Annotated in this window: 26 protein-coding genes; 1 reads left to right on the forward strand and 25 read right to left on the reverse strand. The window is 67.6% G+C overall.

Going from position 1 to position 23,733, the window contains the following annotated elements; translation table 11 throughout:
* Positions 1-9: 9 nt before the first annotated feature.
* The 16 genes from ACO06X_RS14560 to ACO06X_RS14635 are packed head-to-tail and all read right to left on the reverse strand — an operon-like array spanning position 10 to position 13,299.
* The gene (locus ACO06X_RS14560; protein WP_421836952.1) at positions 10-1,143 is read right to left on the reverse strand and encodes an EscU/YscU/HrcU family type III secretion system export apparatus switch protein; all 1,134 of its coding nucleotides are present in this window, start codon (positions 1,141-1,143) and stop codon (positions 10-12) included.
* Positions 1,144-1,173: 30 nt separating this feature from the next.
* Positions 1,174-1,965, reverse strand: coding sequence for a flagellar biosynthetic protein FliR (gene fliR, locus ACO06X_RS14565; RefSeq protein ID WP_421836953.1), 792 nt, complete (start codon positions 1,963-1,965; stop codon positions 1,174-1,176).
* A 10-nt stretch (positions 1,966-1,975) separates the two neighbouring features.
* On the reverse strand, positions 1,976-2,248 hold the full coding sequence (locus tag ACO06X_RS14570) for a flagellar biosynthetic protein FliQ (protein WP_421836954.1): 273 nt from the start codon (positions 2,246-2,248) through the stop codon (positions 1,976-1,978).
* Positions 2,248-3,000 carry a flagellar type III secretion system pore protein FliP gene (gene fliP / locus ACO06X_RS14575; RefSeq protein WP_421839918.1) on the reverse strand — a complete coding sequence of 251 codons (753 nt, stop codon included), beginning with the start codon at positions 2,998-3,000 and terminating at the stop codon, positions 2,248-2,250. Before fliP ends, ACO06X_RS14570 begins: the two co-directional genes overlap by 1 nt.
* A gap of 52 nt (positions 3,001-3,052) precedes the next feature.
* Positions 3,053-3,322 (reverse strand): flagellar biosynthetic protein FliO, encoded by a 270-nt coding sequence (locus ACO06X_RS14580; RefSeq protein ID WP_421836955.1) that lies wholly within the window; start codon positions 3,320-3,322, stop codon positions 3,053-3,055.
* Entirely contained in the window at positions 3,322-3,582 is a 261-nt protein-coding gene (gene fliN, locus ACO06X_RS14585) for a flagellar motor switch protein FliN (RefSeq protein ID WP_421836956.1), read from the reverse strand. The genes ACO06X_RS14580 and fliN overlap by 1 nt, the downstream gene beginning before the upstream one ends.
* A gap of 27 nt (positions 3,583-3,609) precedes the next feature.
* Positions 3,610-4,494, reverse strand: a complete 885-nt coding sequence (locus tag ACO06X_RS14590) for a FliM/FliN family flagellar motor switch protein (protein WP_421836957.1) — start codon at positions 4,492-4,494, stop codon at positions 3,610-3,612.
* Positions 4,495-4,509: 15 nt separating this feature from the next.
* Positions 4,510-5,115 (reverse strand): flagellar basal body-associated FliL family protein, encoded by a 606-nt coding sequence (locus ACO06X_RS14595; RefSeq protein ID WP_421836958.1) that lies wholly within the window; start codon positions 5,113-5,115, stop codon positions 4,510-4,512.
* A 30-nt stretch (positions 5,116-5,145) separates the two neighbouring features.
* Positions 5,146-6,465 (reverse strand): hypothetical protein, encoded by a 1,320-nt coding sequence (locus ACO06X_RS14600; RefSeq protein ID WP_421836959.1) that lies wholly within the window; start codon positions 6,463-6,465, stop codon positions 5,146-5,148.
* 42 nt (positions 6,466-6,507) lie between these two features.
* A complete protein-coding gene (locus ACO06X_RS14605; protein WP_421836960.1) occupies positions 6,508-6,939 on the reverse strand; it encodes a hypothetical protein in 432 nt (143 codons plus the stop codon).
* Entirely contained in the window at positions 6,936-8,273 is a 1,338-nt protein-coding gene (locus ACO06X_RS14610; protein ID WP_421836961.1) for a FliI/YscN family ATPase, read from the reverse strand. The genes ACO06X_RS14605 and ACO06X_RS14610 overlap by 4 nt, the downstream gene beginning before the upstream one ends.
* On the reverse strand, positions 8,267-8,884 hold the full coding sequence (locus tag ACO06X_RS14615; RefSeq protein ID WP_421836962.1) for a FliH/SctL family protein: 618 nt from the start codon (positions 8,882-8,884) through the stop codon (positions 8,267-8,269). The genes ACO06X_RS14610 and ACO06X_RS14615 overlap by 7 nt, the downstream gene beginning before the upstream one ends.
* Positions 8,877-9,905 carry a flagellar motor switch protein FliG gene (gene fliG, locus ACO06X_RS14620; RefSeq protein WP_421836963.1) on the reverse strand — a complete coding sequence of 343 codons (1,029 nt, stop codon included), beginning with the start codon at positions 9,903-9,905 and terminating at the stop codon, positions 8,877-8,879. Before fliG ends, ACO06X_RS14615 begins: the two co-directional genes overlap by 8 nt.
* Positions 9,902-11,632, reverse strand: coding sequence for a flagellar basal-body MS-ring/collar protein FliF (gene fliF / locus ACO06X_RS14625; protein ID WP_421836964.1), 1,731 nt, complete (start codon positions 11,630-11,632; stop codon positions 9,902-9,904). Before fliF ends, fliG begins: the two co-directional genes overlap by 4 nt.
* A gap of 3 nt (positions 11,633-11,635) precedes the next feature.
* Complete coding sequence (fliE, locus tag ACO06X_RS14630; RefSeq protein ID WP_421836965.1) at positions 11,636-12,001, reverse strand: flagellar hook-basal body complex protein FliE; 366 nt, start codon at positions 11,999-12,001, stop codon at positions 11,636-11,638.
* A complete protein-coding gene (locus ACO06X_RS14635; protein ID WP_421836966.1) occupies positions 11,998-13,299 on the reverse strand; it encodes a sigma-54 interaction domain-containing protein in 1,302 nt (433 codons plus the stop codon). Before ACO06X_RS14635 ends, fliE begins: the two co-directional genes overlap by 4 nt.
* A 243-nt stretch (positions 13,300-13,542) precedes the next feature.
* Between ACO06X_RS14635 and ACO06X_RS14640 the strand changes: the two genes are divergently transcribed.
* Complete coding sequence (locus ACO06X_RS14640) at positions 13,543-14,418, forward strand: flagellin (RefSeq protein WP_421836967.1); 876 nt, start codon at positions 13,543-13,545, stop codon at positions 14,416-14,418.
* A 138-nt stretch (positions 14,419-14,556) separates the two neighbouring features.
* On the opposite strand, the gene alr is transcribed toward ACO06X_RS14640, so the two are convergent.
* The 9 genes from alr to ACO06X_RS14685 all read right to left on the reverse strand — a co-directional run bounded on the left by alr (position 14,557) and on the right by ACO06X_RS14685 (position 23,732).
* Positions 14,557-15,837 carry an alanine racemase gene (alr, locus tag ACO06X_RS14645; protein WP_421836968.1) on the reverse strand — a complete coding sequence of 427 codons (1,281 nt, stop codon included), beginning with the start codon at positions 15,835-15,837 and terminating at the stop codon, positions 14,557-14,559.
* Positions 15,837-17,357 (reverse strand): N-acyl-D-amino-acid deacylase family protein, encoded by a 1,521-nt coding sequence (locus ACO06X_RS14650; RefSeq protein ID WP_421836969.1) that lies wholly within the window; start codon positions 17,355-17,357, stop codon positions 15,837-15,839. Before ACO06X_RS14650 ends, alr begins: the two co-directional genes overlap by 1 nt.
* A 152-nt stretch (positions 17,358-17,509) precedes the next feature.
* A complete protein-coding gene (locus ACO06X_RS14655) occupies positions 17,510-18,127 on the reverse strand; it encodes a hypothetical protein (RefSeq protein WP_421836970.1) in 618 nt (205 codons plus the stop codon).
* Positions 18,128-18,293: 166 nt separating this feature from the next.
* Positions 18,294-19,133: a flagellar motor protein MotB gene (locus tag ACO06X_RS14660; protein ID WP_421836971.1), complete on the reverse strand. Its 840-nt coding sequence runs from the start codon at positions 19,131-19,133 to the stop codon at positions 18,294-18,296.
* 3 nt (positions 19,134-19,136) lie between these two features.
* The gene (gene motA / locus ACO06X_RS14665; protein ID WP_298166818.1) at positions 19,137-20,000 is read right to left on the reverse strand and encodes a flagellar motor stator protein MotA; all 864 of its coding nucleotides are present in this window, start codon (positions 19,998-20,000) and stop codon (positions 19,137-19,139) included.
* A gap of 21 nt (positions 20,001-20,021) precedes the next feature.
* Complete coding sequence (locus tag ACO06X_RS14670) at positions 20,022-20,948, reverse strand: flagellar biosynthesis protein FlgL (protein ID WP_421836972.1); 927 nt, start codon at positions 20,946-20,948, stop codon at positions 20,022-20,024.
* Between the two features lie 7 nt (positions 20,949-20,955).
* Entirely contained in the window at positions 20,956-22,296 is a 1,341-nt protein-coding gene (flgK, locus tag ACO06X_RS14675) for a flagellar hook-associated protein FlgK (protein ID WP_421836973.1), read from the reverse strand.
* Between the two features lie 6 nt (positions 22,297-22,302).
* On the reverse strand, positions 22,303-22,626 hold the full coding sequence (locus ACO06X_RS14680) for a rod-binding protein (protein ID WP_421836974.1): 324 nt from the start codon (positions 22,624-22,626) through the stop codon (positions 22,303-22,305).
* Positions 22,623-23,732 carry a flagellar basal body P-ring protein FlgI gene (locus tag ACO06X_RS14685; protein ID WP_421836975.1) on the reverse strand — a complete coding sequence of 370 codons (1,110 nt, stop codon included), beginning with the start codon at positions 23,730-23,732 and terminating at the stop codon, positions 22,623-22,625. The genes ACO06X_RS14680 and ACO06X_RS14685 overlap by 4 nt, the downstream gene beginning before the upstream one ends.
* Position 23,733 lies beyond the last annotated feature (1 nt).

Raw genomic sequence — 23,733 nt, forward strand, 5'->3', positions numbered from 1 at the left:
GGCGCGCGGTTAAGCCGCCTCGGGGCGGCCTTCGGCGTCGAAACGGAGTTCGAGCGGGACATCGACCTGGGGCTGCGGCGGGGCGTCGCCGCGCTTCAGCGCCAGCACGAACGCGAGCACGGCAGCGATGGCGGCGTAGAGTTCCTCGCGGATCATCTGGTTCTCGCGCGTGGTGAAGTAGACCGAGCGCGCGAGCGCGGGGGAGGACAGCGTGGGGACGGCCATTTCGGCGGCCATTTCGCGCATCGCGAGTGCCTTTTCGCCGCGACCCTTGGCGAGGACGACGGGGGCGGGGGCCTTTTCCGGATCGTAGGCAAGGGCGACGCTGAAATGCGTGGGGTTGGTGATGACAAACTGGGCTTCCTTCATCGCCGATGCGAGGCCGCCCATGGCGATCTGGCGCTGGCGCTGACGGATCGCGGCCTTGCGTTCGGGTGAGCCTTCGCTTTCCTTGCTCTCGTCCTTGAGGTCTTGCAGCGACATCCGGAGGCGCATCATGCGGCGCAGCCACTGGACGGGATAATCGATGAGCGCGATGATCACGAGGCCGCTGCCGAGCGCGTAGAGCAGGGCGAGAAGCGCGTCCCAGCTATAGGTGAGCTGGCCGCGCAGCTCGCCGCCGCCGAGGCCGACGATGGCGGGGATGCGGCCCTTGATCCAGACGTAAGCGATCGAGCCGAGGAGCACGAGCTTGGCGAGGCCCTTGGCAAGTTCGATCCAGCCTTGCGGGCCGAACATGCGCTTGAGGCCGCTCAGGGGATTGAGGCGCGAGGCTTTGGGCGCGAGGTTGCCGCCGACCCAGCGGCCCTCGCCAAGGCCGAGCTGCGAGACAAGCGCGGCGGCCATGAGCAGGCCGCCGAGGGTGAGCACCGGGGGCAGCGCGGTGAGCAGCGCGGCGTGGATCAGCGGGGCGGCGTCGAACCGCTCGAGGCTGGCGCGGTCCCACATGAGGCCGGTGCGCGCAGTGCGCTGGAGGCTGGTGAGCACCCACGGCCCGGCGAACTGCAGCCAGGCCGCGCCGCCCAGGACGCTGATCGCGGTGCCGAGTTCGCGCGGGCGCAGGACGTCGCCGTTTTTGGCGGCGTCGGTGCGGCGCTTTTCGGTGGGGGCGAAGGTCTTTTCGCCCGGAGTCTCTTCAGCCATGACGTGTCTCTTCAGCCATGACGTGTCTCTTCAGCCATGCTTGGCGCTTACGATCTGCGCGGCCTGGGTGACGGCGGCGAGCGAGAGGTCGCTCAGCCGGTCTGTCAGCAGCGGGGCGGTGAGGATTAGCGCGGCGATACCGGCAAGGACACCGGCGGGCAGGCCCAGCGAGAAGAGATTGAGGCTGGGAGCCGAGCGGCTGATCACCCCGGTCATGACTTGCACCAGGAGCAGAAGCAGCGTCACGGGCAGCGCGATGGCGATGGCGGCGGTGAGCATCTGCCCGCCGAAGCTGGCGACCAGCATCATGCGATCAGGCGTGAACCACGCAGAGCCGGGAGGAAAGGCGCTGTAGCTTTCGACGATCAGCGCAAACCATGTGAGATGCGCGCCGAGGCCGAGAAACAGCACGGTGAGCAGCACCGAGAAATACTGGCCGAGCACCGGCGAATGCGCGCCGCTGACGGGATCGGCAGTGGAGGCGATGCTGAGGCCCATCGAGCCGCCGATGACTTCGGCGGCAATGAGCGGGGCGGCGAAGCTCCACTGCAAGACAAAGCCGAGCGAGAGGCCGATGAGGATTTCCTGCGCGGTGATGAGGAGGCCCGAGAGCGTGAACAGCGCGGGCGGCGCTGCGACCGGGGTCCAGGCGCAGACCAGCACCGCGACGGCACCGGCAAGGCTGACGCGCAGCTGCATAGGGACGGAGTTCGCGCCGAACAGCGGGGCGGCGAGGAGCGCGGCGCCGATTCGTGTCATCACGAAGAGCAGGCGCCAGAATTCGGCCTCCAGCGCGCCGAAGCCGAAGTGGAGGGCGATCACTTCCCGGCCCTCACTTCCCGGTCTGCGCAATCTGGGCAAAGATCTCGACGAGGAAATCGCCGATGAGGCCCATCATCGCACTGCCGAGTAGCACCAGCACAAGCGCGATCGCGCCGAGCTTGGGGACGAAGGTGAGCGTCTGTTCGTTGATCGAGGTGGCGGCCTGGACCACGCCGACGACGAGGCCGACGGCGAGGCTGGCGAGCAGCACCGGGGCCGCGACGAGTGCGGTGACCCAGAGCATCCGGTCGGCGAGGGCAAGGAGGGCGGCGGTGTCGTTCATCAGCCGAAACTCGCGGCGAGGCTGCCCATGAGGAGCGCCCAGCCATCGACGAGGACGAACAGCAGGAGCTTGAACGGCAGGGAAACGATGGTGGGGGACATCATCATCATGCCGAGGCTCATCAGCACCGACGAGACCACGAGATCGATCACCAGGAACGGCAGGAACAGCATGAAGCCGATCTGGAACGCGGTCTTGAGTTCGCTGGTGACGAAGGCGGGGAGGAGGATCGAGAAGGGGACGTCGGCGGTCTTCGCGAACTTGGGGGCCTTGGCCATGGCGGCGAACATCTGGAGATCGTGCTCGCGCGTCTGGCGGATCATGAAGGCGTGGAATTCGGTGCCAGCCGAGGCAATGGCCTGCTCGGCGTTGATCGTGCCGGCGGAATAGGGCGCAATCGCGTTCGCGTTCACCTTGTCGAGCGTGGGGGCCATGATGAACAGCGAGAGGAACAGGGAAAGGCCGATCAGCACCTGATTGGGCGGCGACTGCTGGAGGCCCAATGCCTGCCGCAGGATCGCGAGGACGACGAGGATGCGGGTGAAGCTCGTCATCATCAGCACGAGGCTGGGCAGGATCGTGAGCAGCCCCATGATGAGGAGCAGCTGGAGCGAGAGCGATAGCGAGCCGTTCGACTGCGCGCCCGCGATCTGGCCAAACGCGCGATCGAGCGCGCCGGGGATGGCGGTGCCAGTGGGGGCGGCAGCGGGCGCGGCGGCGGCAAGATCGGCGGCGTGGGCCGGGAGAGCCATGGCCAGCGCGACCAGCGCGGCGGGGATCAGGAAGTGGGCGAGCTTCACCGGATCAATCCTCGACGGCTGCACGCGCGGGCACTTCGGCCAGCCGGACGAGGCCCTGCTTCGAGGCCGAGACGAGGATCTCGCGCCCCCGGAATTCGAGCACGGCAATGCGCTGGCCGGGGCCGAGCCACTGCGTCTCGATGATCTTGACGCTGCGCTGCCCGCCGGTCGGGCTGAAGCGCTTTTCCATGCGGCGGGCGAACTTGAGGCTGGCCCAGGCAAGGCCCGCGATCAGCGGCAGGACGACCGCGAGTTTGAGGAGGTACCAGAGCATCAGACTTGCGCTTCCTGCCCGATCAGCTCGACGATCCGGAGACCGAAGCGTTCGCCCTGCGCCACCACTTCGCCGCGTGCGATGAGTTTGCCGTTGACCATGACATCGAGCAGCTCGTCGGTGAGGCGGTCGAGCATGACGACGCTTTCCTCGGTGAGCGAGAGCACGTCCTTGAGCTTCATCTCGGTGCGGCCAAGTTCGACGGTGAGGCGCACGTCGACATCCTTGAGGAATTCGAAGCCGCGGGTCTGGAAGGTCATGAGGGCATCCTGGAATGAGCCGCCGGATCAGGCGAGCTGGGTGAGTTGAAGGGCGACGCGGTCGTCCACCGCGCCGACGCTGCCGTGGCCGACGAGCGCCTCGCCGATGCGCAAGGGCACGCTGCGGGCGACGGGGACGGCGAGGACCTGCCCGATTTCGAGCGCGGAGAGCGTTGCGAGCGGGAGCGGCACATCGACGAGCACCGCGCGCACGGTAAGCGGCATGGCCGCAAAGGGGGGATCGCGCGGATCGGCAGGGGCGCTAGCCCGCGCGGGGCCGAGGGCCGGGCGCGCAGCGCCGGTGAGATCAGCGAGGGAGGCCATGGGAAAGCCAAGTCGCAGCGACCACGCTGGGCGCGCGCCTTCGCGGATGGTGAAAGTGAGGACGGCGAGCGGGCTGTCCTCGGCCAGCGCGGCGAGCTCGGCCATGGTGGCGGCGCGGCGCAGTGGCCGGATGCCGCCTTCCAGCCCGAGCGCAGTGGCCAGCGGGGCGGCGATCAGCGTTTCGATGCGCTGGACCATCAGTTCGGCAGACAGCGGGAGTTCGCGCGGGAGCGGTGAAGGCGCCTCGCCGGGTCCGCCGAACGCGCGGTCGAGCAGGCGCAGGACCGTGTCGCCCTCAATCGCCGAAAGCAGGGGGTGGCCTGCCGAGCCTGCGGCAAGGAGGCTGATCGCGGCCAGTCCGGGCGGTGCGAACGCGCCTGCCGCCATTTCTGCCGGCGGGCTGCATTCGACCATGGCCGCCTCGCCGCCATGAAGCGGCGCGAGCGCGAGGCGCAGCTTGCGCGCAAGGCTATCGCCCGCGCGTGCCAGCACGGGCAGCAGCTCGGCCGCGGCGGGGGCCGGGCGGAGCAGCGCCTCGCTGTGCCGGGCAAGCGGCCGCTGGGCGACGAGAGGGCGTTCCGGTTTCATGGCAGCGGGCCGGCGTTACTGGACGATGAAGGTCTTGAAGTAGACGGCATCCACCCCGCCGAAGCCTTCGGTATCGGTGAGCACCTTGTTGATCGTGGCGACGAGGCGCTTCTGCAGGCGGGTCTTGCCCTCGGCGGACTGGACGTCCTCGCCCGGCGTATCGGCTATCGAGGTGAGCAGGGCCGAGCGGATGGCGAGCTCGTGCTTCTGCAGCCAGAGGATCACGCGGTAGTCGCGGTGGGTAGAGCAGGCGATGCTGACCTGCACCAGCATGTCGGAATCCTTGAGATTCGAGGTGAAGTCGTCCGAGAAGCTGAAATAGGCGGTGCGGTATTCGCTGCCGCCCTCGCCATCGACCTCGTGGCCGCCGCCGCCTTCGCCGCCGTGCTCGCCTTCCTTGGCGGTCGGGGCATAGGGGTCTTCCTCGCCCTTCTTGACGAGCTTGGGCTTCTTGTCCTCATGCTCCTTTTCGTGTCCGCCGCCGCCGATGATCCCGGCAGCGACAAGGCCATAGGCGCCGCCGCCGCCCACGGCGAGCAGCGCGCCGGCAGCGCCGATCTTGAGCATCATGCCGCCGCCCTTCTTCTTGGGCTTGGCGTCCTTGTCCTTCTTCTCGCTCATCGGTGGTCCTTACGGGTCTCTTGAATGGGGTCAGGCGAAGATGCCGCCGCGGCGTTCGTCAGCGGATGCGGGCGAGCGGGCCGGGTTGGCGGCGGGGCGCTGGGAGGCGGAGGTGTAGGCGCTCTGGCGCTGCTGGCCGGTGCCGGGCTGGCCCTGCCCCTGCGCTTGCCCCTGAGTCAGGGTCTGGCCGGACGTTTCGGAGGCGGAGGCCACGCGCGCGGGTTCCGCCGTGGCAGCGGCATGCGCAGCGGCGACGGCGGGGGCGAAAGCGGGGTCGGGGCTCGCCAGCGCGACCGAGAGGCCGGTGGCATCGCCCTCGATGCGCAGCGAGATGCGGCCGAATTCGGCGTGGTGCATGGCGACAGCGACGGGGCCAGCGGGCTCCAGACCATCGCGTGCGCGGGCGATGGAATCGACAAGCTGGTCGAAGCTGATCGGCTGCGCTCCGGCGGCGGCTGGCGCCGCGAGTGTGGCGGCGGGGGCGAGCGTGGGCTGGGCCAGCGCGAGCGCAGCGGCAGTTTCGGGCGCCGGGAGATCCGCGATCTCTGCGGCAGGGAGCGCGAGCTCAGCCTCGGTGCGGAACTTGCGCGCTGCCGGGCGATCAGGCGTGGGGGCGCCAGTCAATGCGGCGAGCGTAGAGAGCTGCGCGCGGGCGGTGTTGTGCGTCGCGCTTTCGGGCGCGGCCTGATCAGGGGGCGCGGGCTGCTGCTGCGCGGGGACGGCTGCGGCCTCGCTTTCGAACACGAGGCTGGCGACGGCGAAGGCCGCTGGGTGGGCGGCTTGCGCGGCGGGAGCCGGGGCTGCTGCAGCATCGGCTGCACGCGGGGCGGCCGGAGTGAGGCCCTGTGCGGGAACGCCGGCTTCAGTGGGTTTGGTCGATCCTGGCGCGGCAGCGGGAGCGAATTGGGGGAGCGCCGCGCCGGTCAGCGCGAGGACGAGCGTGGTGGTTGCTGTCTCGGGCTGGTCGCTGGCGGTCTTGTCCGCAGGCTCTTGCGTTTCGCTGGCGGCGGGTTTGGCTGCGCTGAGGACCTGCGCTGCGACAAGCGTGAACGCGAGTGGCGATGCGGCAAGCTTTTGCCGGGCGGGCGGCAAGGTCTTGCCGGGTTCTGCCGGGGTATCCGGCGTGATGGCGGCCTCGGTTGGCAAAGCGGGGGCCTGCACAGGAGCGGTGAGGGTCAGCGAAGCGGTGGGCAGCGTATCGGCGGCAGCGGGCACTTCGCGCGCAAGATGCGCCGCAAAGCCGGGCATTTCGGCGCCCCGCGCGCCGGAGGCTGCTGCGGCCGGAGCGGCTCCCTGGGTGGGGACTGCTGCTGCGACGCTGGAAGGCAGGGCGGAGGCGGGCGCGGTCATGGCGGGGCGGCGGTCCTTGGCGAGAGGCTTGGTTAACGGCTGCTATTCAAGAGGCGTGCCAAGCGGACCTGAAGGTGCTGACGGATGCGCATTTTCCGCAGCCTTGCGGGCCATGCGCTGCTGCGCGGCCTCGATCCGGTCGTCCACCGCGGCGCGGCGGCGCTCGGCTTCGGCGGCTTCGGCGGCGCGGGCATCGGCGGCCTCGCGCGCGCGGACGAGATCGGCAGCAGTGGCTTCGGCGATGCGGGTGAGGCCGGCGACGAATCGCTGTGTCTGCTGCAGTTCGCCGCCATCGCGCGCATCGCTGCGCAGGCGATAGGCCTTGATCAGCGCGGTGGTGCGCGCTTCGAGACTGGCGACCTGTGCGAGGGCGCTTTCGGCGCGGGCGGCTTCGCCGAGGGCAGTCTGGCGGGCAATGCCGCGCAGGCGTTCAAGGCGGCGCAGGCGTTTGAGCTTGATCCGGTCGGCGCTCATGCGGCCATCAGCGCGGCGAGTTCAGCGATGCTGCGCTCCATCGGCACGACTTCGCGCTGGGGCTGGCTGAGGAACTGTGTGAGCGCACCGTGCTTGGCGATGGCGCGGTCGAGTTGCGGATCGGCACCGGCGCGGTAGGCGCCCATGAGCACGAGATCGCGGTTCGCCTCGTAGTTGGCGATGAGCGCGCGGAAGGCGCGGGCATCGACCTGGTGCAGCGGATCGACGATATCGTTCATCACGCGGCTGAGGGAGGCGGCGATATCGATCGCGGGATACTGGCCGCGCTGGGCGAGATCGCGCGAGAGGACGACGTGGCCATCGAGGATCGCGCGGGCGGTATCGACCACGGGGTCGTCCTGGTTGTCGCCGTCTGCGAGCACGGTGTAGAGCCCGGTGATCGAACCGCCGCTCGCCGCCGAATTGCCCGCGCGTTCGACAAGCTTGGTGATCGTGGCGAGCGCGGAAGGCGGATAACCACGCGCGGCGCCGGGTTCGCCGAGCAGCAGCGCGATCTCGCGGCCCGCGTGGGCGACGCGGGTGAGGCTGTCCATGATGAGCAGAACCTGATGCCCGGCGGCGCGGAAGTATTCGGCCATCGAGGTGGCGAGCATGGCGCCGCGAATGCGCAAGTTTGGCGCGTGATCGGCGGGGACCGCGACCACGACGCTGCGCGCGCGGCGCGGGCCGGACATGTGCTTTTCGACGAAATCGGAGACTTCGCGCGCGCGTTCGCCGATGAGGCCGACGATTACGATCTCGGCCTCGGTGCCGTGGGCGATCATGTCGAGAAGGACGGACTTGCCGACACCCGAGCCGGCCATGACGCCGATGCGCTGGCCGACGCCGAAGGTGGTGAGCGCGTTCAAGGCGCGCACGCCGACATCGAAGGGTTCGCGCACGGGCGCGCGATCGAGCGCGCCGGCGCGGATCCCGCCCGCAGGCCAGTCGGCGCGGGCGGCGATGGGAGGGCCGCCGTCGATAGGCAGACCTTCGCCATCCACTGCCCGGCCGAGGAAGGCTTCGCCCACCGGGAGCATGCCGGGCTTGCCTTCGGGGCGGACGCGCGCGCCGGGCCGCAGGAGGACCGTATCACCGAGCAGCATCATCAGCATGCGCCCGGCGCGAAAGCCGATGGTTTCGGCGAGGAGCGAGCCCCCATTTTCTCGATCAGGACCATGCGCGATGCGGCATTGCGCGCCGATGGGGAGTGAGAGGCCGCTGACTTCGAGCAGGCCCCCATCGCAAGCAGTGACGAGACCGTAGCGGCGCGGGGCGAACTCGGGCTGGGCTTCCTCGCAGCGCGCGAGGACGGGGAGGGCAGCATCTAGCATGAGGAAAGCGCATCGCTTAGGGCGCGCTGCCATGTGCCGGGGCCGTCCTCGACGCCGCCGGCAGTGCCTTCGATCCGCAGCGCGCCGCGTTCGAGGCCGGGATCAGGCTCGAAGTGCCAGTCTTCAGGGAGGCGGGCCGCCAGCAGCGCGAGGTCTTCGGGGTGGAGGCGGATCACGCGCTCGTCTGCCGCGCGCGCGAGCATGCCGGCGGCGACCGTGACGCGGGCGGCGAGGGCTTCCTCGTTGGCGGCATATTCACCCAGCAGCGGGGCGCAGAGCGCGAGGACCGTGTCGCGCAGGCGCGCTTCGAGCTCGCGCGTGAGATCTGCATCGAGGCGGCCGAAGGCGAGCTCAAGCTTGGCGCGGGCAGCGTCCTGCCGGGAGAGCGCTTCGGTGAAGGCGGCTTCGGCATCGGCGGCGCCTTGTGCATAGCCTGCGGCAAAAGCGCGTGTTTCAGGGTCCTCCTCGGGCTCGGGCGGGGGCGGTTCGGATGGCTCGGAAAAAATAGGGGACTGTCCCCATTTATTGCGGCGGAGGAAGCCGGTGCTCCCGCCTCCGAGTTCGGCGAGCGATAGCGCGCGGACCACCGTGCCCGGGCCGGCCTCAGACATAGTCGTCGTCGCCCGCGCCAAATACGATCGTGCCTTCGGCGGCGAGGCGGCGGGCGGCGGTGACCACGGCCTTCTGCGCCTCGACCACTTCGGCCATCTTCATGCGGCCGCGCGCATCGATCTCATCGCGTACGCCTTCGGCGGCGCGGCTCGACATGGCGCGGAAGAAGCATTCGCGTTGATCAGCGGCGATGCCCTTGAGCGCGGCGATGAGCGTATCGGAATCGACTTCGCGCAGGAGCGAGCCCATCGATTTCTCGTCGAGCACGAAGAGGTGCTCGAACTTGAACATCTCGTTCTCGATGGCCTTTGCGAGCTGTTTGTCCGCCCGCGCGATCTCGGGCATGACGCGTTTCTCGACTGCGCGGACCGAGGCGTTGATGATGTCCGCCGCCTCGCGCGGGCCGCCCATGGTGAGCGCGGCGCTGCCGTGGCATTCGGTGATGCGCTGCGCGAGGAGGTCTTCGAGCATGGCGATTGCTTCGGGCGCGACGGGGCCGAGCGTGGCGATGCGCTGGACCACTTGCGGCTGGAGCGCATCGGGCAGGGCATGGAGCACGCCCGCCGCGACTTCCGGATCGAGCTGGACGAGGAGCACCGCGAGCGCCTGCGGATGTTCGCCCTGCACCAGTGGCACCAGCGCGTGCGGAGTGAGCCAGCGCGCGAGTTCGAGGCTGGAGCCGGGGCGGGGGGCATCGGGGGCGATGCGCTGCATGAGGTTGTCGGCTTTGATGTCGCCCACCGCGTGGGTCATCAGCTGGCGCACCTGACCGACACGGTCGTTGGCCCCGATGGTGACCTGCGCGGCATTGTCGACAAAGCTCTGCAGGGCCTGCGTGATCGCGTCGGCGTCGATCTCGCCGATCTCGCACATCTTGGCGCCGAGCAGGCGCAGTTCGGCGGGTTCGAGCTGGGCAAGCAGAGCGGCGGCATGATCGTCGTCGAGCAGCATCATCATGACGGCGGCGCGGGTGGGGCCGCTGATTTCGCCGCCGGCCTGGGCCTGGGCCTCGGTGGTCATTCCATTCCCTCGGGTGCAGGTTCGTTGAGCAACTGGCGCAGCGCGTTGAGCGCGCTGTCGGGTTGCTGGACCACGATGCGCTGGGCGACGCCGACCTGACGGCTGAGCGCATCAGGATCGATCTCGCCGGTTTCGGGATCGACGATCGGCTCGATCCGCTGGATCCTCTTGCGGCGGCGGGCGGGGGCATCGGTGTTGCCGCCCTCTTCGAGGGCTTCGCTGTCTTCGCCATCGCTGGTGCCGTCGGTGTCTGCGTTATCCTTGATGACGACAGGCGCGGGATCGCGCTTCAGCGCCTTGATCAGTGGGCGCACGCCGAGGAGCAGGGTGAGCAATACGGCGACGAGCGCCACGGCATTGCGCACGATCATTGCGAACCACGGTGTCTCCCAGAAGGCGGGCGGGGCGATGGCGACGGGGCTGAAATTGCGCACCACGACCGCAACCTGATCGCCGCGCGCGGTATCCGCGCCGACGGCGGCGGCAACGAGCTGCTTGATCTGGTCGATCTCGGCAGGCTTGGCCTTGGCCATGATCGCGCCCGAAAGCGCGACGGCGACCGAGAGGCGCTTGATCCTGCCGGGCGTCTGGTTGGTGACGGCGACTTCGCGGCCGAGTTCGTAGGTGCGCGCGGAGGAGCTTTCGCCGGTGGCCGAGGGTGTTGCAGCAGGCGTGGGGCTCGCGGCCGGAGTGGGCGGGGCACCGGGAGCGCCGGGCTGGGCGGTGGTCGGCGGCGGCGGAGTGTTGGAAAGGACACCGGGAACGCCTGACGCCGTGCCCGCGCCAGGGGTCTGCGAGGCGGACTGCGTTTCGGAGCGGACAACGCCCTGCTTGTCATAGCTTTCGCGCGCGGAGGTGAGCTGGTCCATATCGAGATCGACCTGGATCTCGCTGGAGAAATTGCCTTCGCCGAGCATCGGCGTGAGCAGCTGCGAGACCTGGCTGCGCAGCTTTTCCTCCAAGCGCGACTGCAGATCGAGCCGGTCGGTCTCGCCGGGCTTGGCCGAGGAGAGCAGGCGGCCATGCTGGTCGATCACCTTGACCGCATCGACGGACAGGGAAGGCACCGAGCCCGCGACGAGGTTGACGATGGCGCTGACTTGGCTGTCGGCCAACTGGCGGCCACGCGCGAGCTTGACCATGACCGAGGCGGTGGGGGCGGCGTTATCACGGACGAAGACCGACTTCTCCGGTTCGGCGAGATGGACGCGCACCGCCTCCACCCCGTCGATCTGCATCACCGTGAGTTCAAGCTCGCGTTCGCGCGCGGCAAGAAGGCGTTCGCCCTCGAGCGTGCGGCTGGCGCCCATCGGCAGCTTGTCGAGCATCTGCGCGCCGGTTTCGGGCGTGGCGAGCGCGCCATCGGAAGCGGCGACCATGCGCGCCTTGTAGAGGTCGTTCTCGCCCACGGTGACCGCGCCAGTGGCGTTGTCGATGGTGTAGGCGATCGAGGCTTTGTCTAGCGCGGCGACGACCTGGGCACGTTCGCTGTCATTGAGATCGCTGTAGAGAATGCGCTGGGGGGCGGGCGCCATGGTCATGTAGAGCAGCGCGGTGAGGCCCGCGGCAGAAACCCCTGCGAACCATGGCAGCGCGCGACGTACAGGTGGCTGGCCAAGGAACGCGCCGGTGCGCGCGAGCATGCCGCCGCCCGCCGGATCGGTGAGCGGGGCGAAGAGCGAGAGGCCCTGAACGGATGTGGGCGCTGGATTAGCTGGATCGGCCATTTATCAGACCCCCATCCTCATGATGTCCTGGTAAGCGGTGAGCAGCTTGTTGCGCACTTGCAGCGTGGCCTCGAAGGCGACGCCGGCTTCCTGGCGGGCGAGCATGACCTTTGCGATGTCGGTGACCTCGCCCTTGTCGTAGCCTTCGCTCATCGCTTCGGCCTTGCCCTGCACCGCGTTGACGTTGTCGAGCGCGGATTTGAGCGCTGAGGTGAAGCCAGTTGCGGGTGCTTCGGGCGCGGCCTCGGGCGCGCCGGCTGCGGGCGTGCGGACTTGCTGCAGGAGCTGCGAGCGATCGATGATCTGCTGGCGCAGCGCCATGATCTGCTGGAGCCCCCCAGCTCCATTGATGCCCCCAATGCCGCTCATCGCCGGCTACCGGCCACGGCGATGCCGTTCTCGCGGAATTCGGCGAGGCGGTAGCGCAAGGTGCGTTCCGAAATGCCGAGCTTGCGCGCGGCGGCGACGCGACTGCCGCCGCAGCTGTCGAGCGCGGCGAGGATGGCGCGGGTTTCAGAGAGTTGGACGATGTTGGAGAGCTTGCCGCCCGGGATAGTGGTTGTGCCGGGTGCTGGATCGGCGCTGACGGTTTCGCCCGCAGCACGCACCGGGCGATCGAACACGATATGTTGCAAGCCGATTTCTGCGGCGTCGCCCGCAAGCAGCAGCGCGCGGCGCATGACGTTTTCAAGCTCGCGCACATTGCCCGGCCAGGCGTGGGCTTCGAGCATCGCAAGCGCGGCCTCACCGATCCACGGCACCGGGCGGGCCTGAGGTCCCGGGGCGGGTACATGGCGCAGCACCATCGCGAAGGCGAGCGGGGCGATGTCAGCCGGGCGATCGCGCAGGGCCGAGAGTTCGAGGGGGAAGACGTTGAGGCGGTAGAAGAGGTCGGCGCGGAAGCGGCCTTCCTCGACTTCGCTTGGCAGATCGCGGTTGGCGCAGGCGATCACGCGGACGTCGACCTTGACTGGCTTGGTGGCCCCGATGGGCACGACTTCGCCTTCCTGCAGCACACGCAGCAGCTTGGCCTGGAGCGCGAGGGGCATTTCGGCGATCTCGTCGAGCAGCAGCGTGCCGCCGTGCGCGGCGCGGAAGAAGCCTTCCGCTGCGGCATTGGCGCCGGTGAAGGCACCCTTCTGGTGGCCGAACAGCATGGCCTCCAGCATCGTTTCGGGCATGGCGGCGCAGTTGATCGCGATGAACGGCGCAGCGGCACGCGGCGAGCGCATGTGGATGAAGCGGCTGAGCACTTCCTTGCCCGTGCCGGTGGGACCGTTGATGAGCACCGGGATCTCGGCCTGGGCAAGGCGTTCGGCCAGCGCGAGGACAGAGAGCATTTCGGGATCGGCGGCAACAGGGCTGCCGGTGGGGGCGGCGCAGGCGATCAGCGCGGCCAGCACAGCAGGATCGGCGCTGTCTGCATAGGCAAGATCGTGGCGGCCGCCGTGGCCGCGCGTGATGGCATTGCCGGCCGCGCGCGAGAGCAGCACGGTGCGATCGAACAGGCCCGGTGCGGGCGGCTCTTCCGCGCCGCGCAGGGTGAAGGTTCCGGCAGTGGTGAAGCTGCCCAGAACCGAGCGGGCCCGAGCGAGCAAGGCTGCGTGCGGGGCGGGCGTGGTGGCGGCGCTTCCTCCATTGCTGCGCGCTGCCTGCTGAATGTTCATGTTTCCAAACCCTGTTCGTGCTGGCGTCTTAACCATCGTGATGGGCTGTTTTTCGCGCGAAAACGTCAAGCGCTGCGAAACTTTAAGCTCCGCGCACGCCCTAAGGGCTACTACTTGGATCCGGCAGATCGCTGCCGATCCCCCCTTAAACCCGGCAGCGTTTTGCCGGTCTTTGCCGTGGCTGCCGCGTCGATCCCCGACCGGCGTCATACGGGGAACGACCCCTCTCACTGGAGACAAGACATGGCGGTTATCAACACCAACATCAGCGCCATCAAGGCGGCCAACGCTTCGAACAGCGCATCCAAGATGGCCGGTCAGGCAATGGAACGCCTTTCGACCGGCAAGCGCATCAACGGCGCAAAGGACGACGCAGCCGGCCTCGCGATTGCGACCACGATGACCTCGCAGATCAAGGGCATGAGCCAGGGCGTTCGCAACGCCAACGACGGCATCAGCCTGGCGCAGACCGCAGAAGGCGGGCTTAACGAAGTGACCAATATGCTGCAGCGCGTCCGCGAACTGGCCGTGCAGTCGAAGTCGGGCACCTACCAGCAGTCGGACCGCGACGCGATGCAGTCGGAAGTCGGCAACCTCAACGCCCAGATCTCGGACGTGCTGAACAACACCAAGTTCAACGGCAACGCGGTGTTCAAGACAGTCGGCGCTGCGCCGGTTGCAGCGGACGATGTCAAGTTCTCGATCCAGACCGGTGCCAACACGGGTGACACGGTCGATATCGTCAGCAAGGCCTTCGATGGTACCAAGCTGTTCGGCGGCACGCTGACGGCCTACAGCGCGGCCTCGACGACGCAAGCGCTGGATGTGACCGATGCGTCCAAGGCCTCGACCACGATCGACAACGTCGATGCCGCGCTTGCCAACGTCAATTCGACCCGTGCGACGCTCGGTGCCGGCCAGAACCGCCTGGAATCGGCCGTCAACAACCTGAACGACAACATCACCAACCTGTCGGACGCCCGTTCGCGCATTCAGGACACCGACTACTCGGCCGAAACGACCGCGATGGCCAAGGCCCAGATCCTGAGCCAGGCTTCTACCGCGATGATCGCGCAGGCCAACCAGAGCCAGCAGAACGTGCTGTCGCTGCTGCGTTAAGTTCTGAACTCCCCGCTCGCCCGATCTCCACCGGGTGCGCACCATGCCCGGCGATCCTTTCATGTGGGATCGCCGGGCTTTTGGTTTTCTACCCTTCCACCACCTTCGGCGGTCCCCCTGCCCGTTCCGGGGAGGTTCTCAGCGTTTCAGTACGCGGGGGAGCGCGGTGCCGAGGACGGCGAGCATTTCCGGCGCGTAGGCGCTGCTGTTCGCTTCGAACTCGGCCTGGGTGATGCGGTCGGCGCCTTGCGGGCCGAACAGCACCACTTCATCGTCGAACTGCACGTCGCGGTGATCGGTCACGTCGACCATCAGCGTATTCATGGTAACGCGGCCGACGACGGGGGCGCGGCGGCCGCGGATGAGGACTTCGGTGCGGTTCTTGCTTTCGGGCGGGAATTCAGGCCGGTTGGCGTGGCTGAAGCCCCGGCGCACGCCGTCCGAATAGCCGATAGGGACGTTCGCCAGCCAGCTTTCGCGCTCCAGCCGGAATGTGCGATCATAGGCGACGGTCTGCCCGGCCGGGTAGTGGTTCACCGCCGCGACGCGCGACTTGATCGTCGGCACAGGGATGAAGGCGGTGGTCTTGACCGAGCCGGGATCGCCATAGAGCGCGCCGCCGACGCGGACCATGTCTAGCCGGGTATTGGGCTGTGTCAGGGTGGCGAAGGTATTGGCGGTGTGGCGCGTGAACCCTTCCGTCTTGAGGCCTTCGCCCTGCAGCCACGCGAGGTCTTCCTTGTAGCGCGCCAGCTGGCCGAGAATATCGGGCGCTTCCTCGCTGGGAAAATGCGTCATCGCGCCCGCGATGCGCAGGCCTTTGAGGGCGAGCATGGCGCGGGCATCGGCCTTGCCGTAATCGGTGGAAAGCTCGACCCCGTTGCGCGACATACCGCCCGCATTGAGCGCGAGGTGGACGGGGAGCGGGAAGCGCGGGCGGCGCTGGCGCCAGAGCGCTTCGAGCCGGGCGGCGGCCTCGGCATTGCCGATCAGTTCGACAAGGCCGGTGCCCATGGCGTCTTCCATTTCCTCCGGCGCGGCGAGGCGGATGCGGTAGAGCCTCCCGCGATAGCCCAACTGGCGCGCGACGCGGGCTTCGTCGTTGGAGGTGATCGCGACATCGGTGATCCCGGCCTTGATGACCGAGGGGATGAGGAGCGCGATGCCGTTGCCATAGGCGTCCGCCTTCATCACCGCGCAGATGCGCGAGGAGCCGACGATCTTGCGCAAGGTGGCGATATTGGCCGTGAAAGCCGCTGCATCGACTTCGATCCACCCATTGCGCCGCTGCGCCTGCGCAAGGGTGAGGCCGAAGTTGGTGGCGGAGAGGATCGGCGCGGCAGCGGCGCGGGTGGCGGCAAGCACGGCGCCGGCGGCTCCGGCAGCGAGGCCGGACGCAAGAAAAGCGCGGCGGTGCATCAGGGTTGACCCCGCTTGAGGAACTGGCCGGGCCAGGTGCCGGTGGGTTTGCCATCGGCGTAGACAAGCTTGCCGTTCACGATGACGCGTGAAACGCCGGTGGCGAGCGCGGCGGAATCGCCCACCTTGGCATGATCGGTGATGGTGGCGGGATCGAACAGCACGAGATCGGCCTTGTAGCCAGCCCGGATCACGCCGCGCCCGGCGATGCCCAATTGCTCGGCGGTTTGCCCGGTCATCTTGTGGATGGCTTCGGGTAGCGTCAGGACATGCTGCTCGCGGACATACTGGCGCAGGATCTTGGCCATTGCGCCCGCGCCGCGCGGGTGGCGCGAGCCGATCATGCCGTCCGAGCACACCACGCTGTGCTTCCACGCGAGGAATGCGGCCACGTCTGCCGGGGCCATGGCGGTGCCGATCACCGATTCGCCGCCACCTGCATCAGGGTGCGCCTTTTCCCAATCGAGCGCGCGGTTGATGAGCCAGAGGTAGGTGACGGCGGGTTCCTCTTTGCGCGCTGCGGCGATCTGGCCGATGGTCTGGCCCTCGAACGCGGGCTCTGCCGCGTAGTAATCGAGCAGCATGCCTTCCGGCGTGGAGAGGTGGGTGAGCGCGAAGCGGGCAGCGGCGAGATCGGTGAAATCGCGCTTGGGGAACATGACGGTCAGCGTCGAATGCCAGTACTCGTAGGGGTAGACGTCCGCCGTCACATCGATGCCGCGCGCGCGGGCGGCGTCGAGCTTGGCCAGCACGGCTTTCGCCTGGCCCCAGCGGTCGGCGATGCCGAGCTTGAGGTGCGAGATCTGCACCGGGAGCTTCGCCTTTTCGCCGATATCGAGCAGTTCATCGAGCGCGGCGTCGAAGGCGACATCCTCGCTGCGCATGTGGCTGATATAGCGCCCGCCGCCTGCCGCCGCAGTGCGGGCGAGATCGACGAGTTCGGCGTGATCGGAATAGATGCCGGGATCGTATTCAAGGCCGCTCGAAAGCCCGAGCGAGCCGGCCTTTATGTCGGCGGCGAGGAGCGCTTGCATCTTGGCGAGTTCGGCGGGGGTGGAGGCGCGCTTGTAGTCCGCGCCCATGGTCTGATCCCGCAGCCAGCCGTGGCCGGTGTAGGCGGCGACATTCATTGCGGCTGGGCGCCTCGCGTATTTGGCGGCGAGCTCGGCAAAGGGGCCGTGGCTGCCGCCGTCCTGCCCGACGACGATGGTGGTGACGCCTTGGGCCAGCAGCGTGGGCATGCTGCGATCCTTGTAGTCACCGCTATCGTGGTGGCTGTGCGCATCGATGAAGCCGGGCGCGAGCGCGAGGCCCTGTGCCTTGATCACGGTTTCGCCCTTGCGCGGCTTCAGCGCGCCGATGGCGAGGATGCGGTCGCCATCGATGCGGACGGAGACCTTGCGGGCTGGCGCGCCGGTGCCGTCAAAGACGGCCGCGCCGGTGATGAGCGTGGATGCGGCGGCGGGCGATGCCACCGCCAGTAGGGCGGCGATGGCTGCCCTCGCAAATCCTGTCCGCATTGCCGTGTTCCCCCTGCTGAGCCCCGATGCAGGCTAGGCGGGGTGGGGGCCGGGGTGCAAGGGGTTTGGGGGTGGAGATGTGATGGCGGCTTTTGGGGAGCCAGGCGATTGGATTGGATGGCAACAATTGGGTGGGAAGCGGACAGCGTTCGTCATTGGCAAGGTGCGATTTGACCGCGCCACGGTAACCGGTATTTGCCATGTTCAGTGATAAAGACGAGGCTCCGCTGAGGTGTGGCGATGATTGTTTTCACCTCAGAGGGAAATTCGATCAATTTTTGTATGGTGGGTACGTTACTGGGAGTCACACTCCACAACGCCCCCTCGCTCATAGCCATATGAGATAGACCGGTAAGAACAAAGAGGCGGTCGCCTTTCTCAAACGCAAATTTCACATTTTTTGAAATTATCTGTTGATTAGGAAGTTCTGTTTCTTTTGGGACATACACCAGTTTTCCGCCCCATTCGCCATCATCGATGCCTATAAAGAGTCCATCTCGAGTGTTGGCCGATACAGTTATGTTACCCAGTGGCTCGAATTCCTGCGCTAGTTTTCGAAGACGGTCTCTTTTGGCAGAGGGAAACCAGGCTATTTTGATTTTTCGGGGGTGATCAAGTGAGAAATCAATTCTTCCAACCGGACCCTGCGTAACGTTCGTCTCCTCAGTGGCCCCTGTGGGACAATCTTCATCGCGTCCTGGGCAACTCGCAAGGGCCATTAGTGTCGCTATCAAAACCGAAAGTCGGATGCTGGTAGAAACCTTGACCATCAAATTTGAATACGGTTCAAACCGAATGTCCGCAATGTTGTCGTCTCCGGAAAGACTGCTTTTGCTGTAATCTGGCGCATTACTGCCATCCCCGCCTTAGCCGCGCCGAACCCTCCACCACCGCTTCGCGGCGGTCCCCCTCCCCGAGCGAGATCGGGGAGGAATTTCAGTTCATCAGCAGGATACTCATCCGCCGGTTCCTCGGGTCGGTGGGGTTGTCCGCGATCAGCGGCTCCTGATCGGCGACGCCTTCGATGCGGCGGAAGCGGCCTTCGGTGACGCCGCTTTTCATCAGGGCAAGGCGGGTGGCTTCGGCGCGGCCGGCGCTGAGGGACCAGTTGTTGGCGGGGTCTCCGGGGCGCCATTGCAGTGCATCGGTGTGGCCGCGCACGGTGAGGCCGCCCGCGTCGGGGCCGAGCGCCTGGCCGATCGCGCGGACGAGTTCGGCGGCTTCGGGGGTGAGGATCGTGGTGCCGAGGCGGAACATCGAGAAATTGGCATCGTCCATCAGATCGAGGCGGATGCCCTCGGGCGTCTGGCTGACGTGGACCTGCTTGGCGAGCTTGCGCAAGTTCGCGTTCGCCGCGAGCTTCTGCTGGAGCCGCTGCTGAAGGCTTGCAGTCCGTTTGGCCTTGGTGCCGCCATCCTTGGGGCCGCCGGTGGCATCGCGCGGGATCGTCAGCGTCTTGGTGCCGGTCTGGCCGGCGCGGTACTGGTAGCTGTCGGCTTCGGTGAGCGAGGAACCACCGAGCAGGCCATAGGAACCCGCGCTGCCCTTCTTCATCGTCACCAGCGTGGGCGTGAAGTAATCCGCGATGCCCTTGCGCTGCTTCTCGGTCGTCGCGCCGAGCAGCCACATGAGCAGGAAGAACGCCATCATCGCGGTCACGAAGTCCGCATAGGCGACCTTCCACGCGCCGCCGTGGTGGCCGCCTGCGACGACGGTGACTTTCTTGACGATGATCGGGCGAACCGGCTCGTTCTTGCCCTTGGGAGATCGTGCCACGGGCTATCTTCCGCGCAGCGCGTCGAGCAGTTCGGAAAGGCCGGGGCGGAACGAATGGCCGAGGCCCGAGCGCGCGCTTTCGACGACGAGGGGCTGCGGCCAGCCGTGCAAGCTGGCGATGATCACCTGCTTGACCGCCTGGAAGATCATCTCATCCTGATCGAGCACCTGCTTGAGGCGGCCCGCCAGCGGCGCGACGATGCCATAGGCGAGCAGCACGCCCATGAACGTGCCGACGAGCGCCGAGCCGATCATCGCGCCGAGGACCGAAGGCGGCTTGTCGATCGAGCCCATGGTTTTCACCACGCCGAGCACCGCCGCGACGATACCCAATGCGGGGAGCGCGTCCGCCAGGTTTTGCAGGGCGTGCTGCGGCTCGCTCATTTCGTGGAAATGGGTTTTCATTGCGTGGTCCATCACATCCTCGACGGCGTGGACCTCCAGCGTGCCCGAGGACACGACGATGAGCGTGAGCGTATCGCAGATCAGGCCGACGAGCGGCTTGTTGGCCAGGATCCTGGGAAACTCGGCGAAGATCGGCGAGTTTGCGGGATCGGTGACGTGGCTTTCGAGCGCGACGGGGCCGTCGCTGCGCAGGATCTTCATGAGCCGCGTGCACAGCACGATGGCATCGACGTGATCCTGCTTGGTGTGCCTCGGCCCCTTGAACACTTTGCCGAGCCCGCCGCCGATGGCTTTCAGTTCATGGAGCGAATTGCCGGCTACCACGGCACCGAGCGCCGCGCCGCCGATGATCAGCATTTCGTGCGGGATAGCCTCCATGACCGGGCCGAGCGCGCCGCCGGTGATGGCGAAGCCCCCGAACACCATGACGAGGAGAATGACGATACCGATGGCAGCATACATGGTGAGGTTTATCCCGGTGGGTCAGCGCAGGAAATCGAACAGCGAGAGATTGGCGAGCTTGGAGAAGCTGGCCTGGCTCGCTTCGAGCACGGTGGAAAGCTGCTGCAAGTGGGCAAGCGCAGAGCCCAGTTCGGGCGCGCCGATATCCTTTTGCTGCGTGGCGCGGGCCTCGCTCATCGCCTGCTGGCGTTCGGTCGAGAGATCGATCCAGCTGAGCCGCGAGCCGACCACGGTCTGCGCGGTGGTGATGGCATCAAGGCCATTGGCGAGCGAACCCAGCGCGGTCTGCGCGGTGGCGGCGGTGCTGGCCGCGCCCCCGGCAAGCGCATCGGACAGCGACTTGATGACCGTCATGAGATCGGTCGGGTTGCCCGCCGGGTCCTTGAACGAGAGGAATTCGGGGCCGGTGAGGCTGCGGCTGACGGTCTGGCCATCGCCGAGCGAAAGCTGCCCGGCGCTGCCGCTGCCGATATACTGCGCGGCGCCGGTGGCGGCGTTGATCTGGTAGGCATCGCCCGCGCTATCACCGCCGAACAGGGCACGGCCCGCGCTGTCACGCGAGTTGGCGAGGCCGACGAGGCTCTTGTGGATTTGCGCAAGTTCCGAGGCGATGCTGGCGCGCTGCGCAGCAGGCAGGAGCGTGGAGGCGGCCTGCGTAGACAGTTCCTGCACGCGCGAGACGTAGGTCGCGAACTGGTTCAGCGCGGTATCGGCAAGATTGAGATCGGTCGTGGCGCGGTTGGTGGCGGCGGCATCGATCGAGCCGATCGCTTCGGCGCGGGCGAGCGCGCGCAGCTGCGAGGCCGCCAGCGGATCGTCCGACGAGCGGGTGATCTTGCTGTTCGAGCTGATCTGGTTCTGCAGATCTTCCGCCTGTCCGCGCAGCGCCGAAAGGCTCTGCGTCGAACGTTCATAGAAGGCCGAGGTGCTGGTGGCGAAGATGCTCATGAGGTGCCTACCGGATCTGGAGCAGCGAATCGAAGATCGAAGTGGCTACCTGCATGACCCGGCCCGAGGCCTGGAACGCCTGCTGGTAGCGGACGAGATTGATGCCTTCGGTATCGAGATCGACGCCGGTCTGGGCGGAGAGCGCGGTCTTGGCTGCGTCCGAAATCGTGGCGAGCGCATCGCGCGTGACCGTGCGGCCAGAGACGGTGGCCGAGACATCGAAGAGGATCGCGTCCATCCGGCCCGCCGGATCGGCAGCCGCCAGCGATGTGCGCATGGCATCGAGATTGCCGGGATCGCGGCTGTTCTTCGGCGCGCCGGCGGGGGCGGTGGCAATCTTTGCGGGATCGCTGGTCGCAAGCGCGATGGTCGCGGCGCTGCCTCCGGTGAGGAGATCGGCGCCCGCAGCACCGTTGCGATCAGTACCGCCGCCATTCGCAGCATTGACCTTGGTCACGATGGTATCGGCAAGATCATCGAGATCGGTGTGAAGCTGCGCCAGCTTGCCGAGCGCGAGCTGCTGGCCGGCGAGCGAGCCCCCCGCGAGCGTCAGCGCAGCGCCATCGAGCGTGTAGGCGACCGTACCTCCCGAAGCCGTGGTCATGGCAAGGGTGCGGGTGGCACCGCCGCTGACGAGCGGATCATTGGTGGCCGTGTTGCCGAGCGTGACCGTGACGCTGCCATCCGGCGCGAGGGTCGTGTTCACGTCGCCGAACTGGCTGAGATCGGCCAGAAGCTTGTCGCGCTGATCGAGGAGCGCGGTCTGGTCGGAGCTCGCGTCTGCCGCGCGGGCAAGGCGCAAGTTGGTCCGCGCGAGTTCGCCCGCGATGCGGTTCACTTGCGTGACGCCGTCTGCGGCCTGAAACTGGAGGCCCTTGCCGACAGCGTCCAGCTCCTTGGAGGCGATCTGGAAGGTGGCAACCATCGTTCGCGCGGCTTCGATCACCGAGGCGCGCAGCGAGGTATCGACCGGGTCTTCCTGCAGCTTCTGCAGTGCGGCATCAAAGCCGGTGATCGCGGGGTAGACGCCGGACTGTTCGAGCGCGGATTCGATATTGCCGAGGCCGTTCACTTCCGCATTGGCACGGGCGGTGTCGGAGCCGGTGCGGCGCACTTCGCTCTGGCGGAAGGCATCGGCGTTGCGCACGATCTTTTCCACCCGCACGCCCGAAAGCGAGACGTCACGCACGTTCTGGTTGTAGCCGGTGGAGGCGACTTCGGTGAGGCCGATCGAGCGGCGGACATAGCCCTCCGTCGCCGCGTTGGCGATGTTCTGCGCGGTGACATCGAGAGCGGTGCGCGCCGCCTTGGCGCCGGAAAGGCCGATGGAAAGGAGATCGGAAGCCATCGCGCGTTACTCCTTCGCCGCGGGGGGCGCTGGCGGCAGCAGCCGCGCGAATTGGGCTTCGAGCTGCTTGGCGAGGCCGAAGGTGCCGGCCTGAGCCGCGATGTCGGCAAAGCGCTCGTCGCGCATCTGGGTGAAGGTTTTCTGCGCCTGACCCCCGAAAATCGGATCGTCACCGGCAAGGCTGGTCGCGCGTGCGGCGGCGAGCATCTGGCGCACGAAGATCGCCTCGAAGCCTTGCGCTGCCTTCTTGAGTGCAGCGCGGTCGGACGCAGACGCGGAAGCGGGGGCGGATGGGGCAGCGGGGGCGGGGGTGGGGGCAATCGGGCTCATATAACCTCCATCTCAGCCCGCAGTGCGCCCGCCTGCTTGAGCGCCTCGAGAATGGCGACGAGATCGGACGGGGTGACGCCGAGCTTGTTGAGCGCATCGACAAGGCTGGAGAGCGAGGCGCCGGGCTTGAACAGCGCGACGTGGGCCTGGCCTTCCTCGGCGTTGATCTGGCTTGCGGGGGTGACCACGGTCTGGCCGCGGCTGAGGGGGCCGGGCTGCGAAACCTGCGGCTTCTCGTCGATCTTCACGACGAGCTTGCCGTGGCTGATCGCGGCGGGGGAAAGGCGGACGGCTGAATTGATCACCACGGTGCCGGTGCGGCTGTTGACGATGACCTTGGCGGCGCTTTCGGCGGGCTGGACATCGATCATCTCGATGGCGGCCATCATCGTTGCGCGCGTATCGGTCGCGGCGGGGAGGCGGATAGCAAGAGTGATGCCGTCTTCCACCGTGGCGGCACCGGGGAAGCGCGCGTTGACTGCATCGCGCACGCGGCTGGCGGTGAGGAAATCGGCGTTGAACAGGTTCCAGCGCAGCACGTCGCCGCTGTCGAAGCCGGTGGCGACCGCGCGCTCGACGCTGGCGCCTTCGGCGATGCGGCCCACGGTGGGGACGTTGACGGTGAGCTGGCTGCCATCCTTGGCGGTGACGCCGAGCCCGCCGACGGCAAGGTTGCCCTGCGCCATCGCATAGATCTGCCCGTCCGCGCCGTAGAGCGGGGCGAGGATGAGCGCACCGCCGCGCAGCGACTTGGCCTTGCCGATGGTCGAGACCGTCACGTCGATGCGCTGGCCGGGCTTGGCGAAGGCGGGGAGATCGGCGGTGATCAGCACCGCGGCAGCGTTCTTGAGCCCGGGCGAGACGCCCTGCGGCAGCTGCACGCCGAGCCGTCCCGAAACGCCGCGCATCGCCTGCGTGATGTATTCGAGGTTGTCGTCACCCGTGCCGGGCAGGCCGACGACGACGCCGTAGCCGGTGAGCTGGTTGGTGCGCACGCCCTGGAACGCGCCGAGATCGCGCACGCGGTCTGCATGCGCGGGGACGGGGGCAAGCATCAGCGCGGCGAGGAGGGCCACGAGGCCGCGAAGGAGGGGGGCGCAGGCCATC

The organism is Novosphingobium sp. (assembly GCF_965229225.1).
Taxonomy (GTDB): domain Bacteria; phylum Pseudomonadota; class Alphaproteobacteria; order Sphingomonadales; family Sphingomonadaceae; genus Novosphingobium.

What these genes read in the sequence shown, in the direction of transcription:
- ACO06X_RS14560 (WP_421836952.1), bottom strand. Translation starts at nt 1,143, where the DNA reads ATGGCTGAAGAGACTCCGGGCGAAAAGACCTTCGCCCCCACCGAAAAG.
- ACO06X_RS14570 (WP_421836954.1), bottom strand. Translation starts at nt 2,248, where the DNA reads ATGAACGACACCGCCGCCCTCCTTGCCCTCGCCGACCGGATGCTCTGG.
- fliP (WP_421839918.1), bottom strand. Translation starts at nt 3,000, where the DNA reads ATGGCTCTCCCGGCCCACGCCGCCGATCTTGCCGCCGCCGCGCCCGCT.
- ACO06X_RS14580 (WP_421836955.1), bottom strand. Translation starts at nt 3,322, where the DNA reads ATGCTCTGGTACCTCCTCAAACTCGCGGTCGTCCTGCCGCTGATCGCG.
- fliN (WP_421836956.1), bottom strand. Translation starts at nt 3,582, where the DNA reads ATGACCTTCCAGACCCGCGGCTTCGAATTCCTCAAGGATGTCGACGTG.
- ACO06X_RS14590 (WP_421836957.1), bottom strand. Translation starts at nt 4,494, where the DNA reads ATGAAACCGGAACGCCCTCTCGTCGCCCAGCGGCCGCTTGCCCGGCAC.
- ACO06X_RS14595 (WP_421836958.1), bottom strand. Translation starts at nt 5,115, where the DNA reads ATGAGCGAGAAGAAGGACAAGGACGCCAAGCCCAAGAAGAAGGGCGGC.
- ACO06X_RS14600 (WP_421836959.1), bottom strand. Translation starts at nt 6,465, where the DNA reads ATGACCGCGCCCGCCTCCGCCCTGCCTTCCAGCGTCGCAGCAGCAGTC.
- ACO06X_RS14605 (WP_421836960.1), bottom strand. Translation starts at nt 6,939, where the DNA reads ATGAGCGCCGACCGGATCAAGCTCAAACGCCTGCGCCGCCTTGAACGC.
- ACO06X_RS14610 (WP_421836961.1), bottom strand. Translation starts at nt 8,273, where the DNA reads ATGCTAGATGCTGCCCTCCCCGTCCTCGCGCGCTGCGAGGAAGCCCAG.
- ACO06X_RS14615 (WP_421836962.1), bottom strand. Translation starts at nt 8,884, where the DNA reads ATGTCTGAGGCCGGCCCGGGCACGGTGGTCCGCGCGCTATCGCTCGCC.
- fliG (WP_421836963.1), bottom strand. Translation starts at nt 9,905, where the DNA reads ATGACCACCGAGGCCCAGGCCCAGGCCGGCGGCGAAATCAGCGGCCCC.
- fliF (WP_421836964.1), bottom strand. Translation starts at nt 11,632, where the DNA reads ATGGCCGATCCAGCTAATCCAGCGCCCACATCCGTTCAGGGCCTCTCG.
- fliE (WP_421836965.1), bottom strand. Translation starts at nt 12,001, where the DNA reads ATGAGCGGCATTGGGGGCATCAATGGAGCTGGGGGGCTCCAGCAGATC.
- ACO06X_RS14635 (WP_421836966.1), bottom strand. Translation starts at nt 13,299, where the DNA reads ATGAACATTCAGCAGGCAGCGCGCAGCAATGGAGGAAGCGCCGCCACC.
- ACO06X_RS14640 (WP_421836967.1), top strand. Translation starts at nt 13,543, where the DNA reads ATGGCGGTTATCAACACCAACATCAGCGCCATCAAGGCGGCCAACGCT.
- alr (WP_421836968.1), bottom strand. Translation starts at nt 15,837, where the DNA reads ATGCACCGCCGCGCTTTTCTTGCGTCCGGCCTCGCTGCCGGAGCCGCC.
- ACO06X_RS14650 (WP_421836969.1), bottom strand. Translation starts at nt 17,357, where the DNA reads ATGCGGACAGGATTTGCGAGGGCAGCCATCGCCGCCCTACTGGCGGTG.
- ACO06X_RS14655 (WP_421836970.1), bottom strand. Translation starts at nt 18,127, where the DNA reads ATGGTCAAGGTTTCTACCAGCATCCGACTTTCGGTTTTGATAGCGACA.
- motA (WP_298166818.1), bottom strand. Translation starts at nt 20,000, where the DNA reads ATGTATGCTGCCATCGGTATCGTCATTCTCCTCGTCATGGTGTTCGGG.
- ACO06X_RS14670 (WP_421836972.1), bottom strand. Translation starts at nt 20,948, where the DNA reads ATGAGCATCTTCGCCACCAGCACCTCGGCCTTCTATGAACGTTCGACG.
- flgK (WP_421836973.1), bottom strand. Translation starts at nt 22,296, where the DNA reads ATGGCTTCCGATCTCCTTTCCATCGGCCTTTCCGGCGCCAAGGCGGCG.
- ACO06X_RS14680 (WP_421836974.1), bottom strand. Translation starts at nt 22,626, where the DNA reads ATGAGCCCGATTGCCCCCACCCCCGCCCCCGCTGCCCCATCCGCCCCC.
- ACO06X_RS14685 (WP_421836975.1), bottom strand. Translation starts at nt 23,732, where the DNA reads ATGGCCTGCGCCCCCCTCCTTCGCGGCCTCGTGGCCCTCCTCGCCGCG.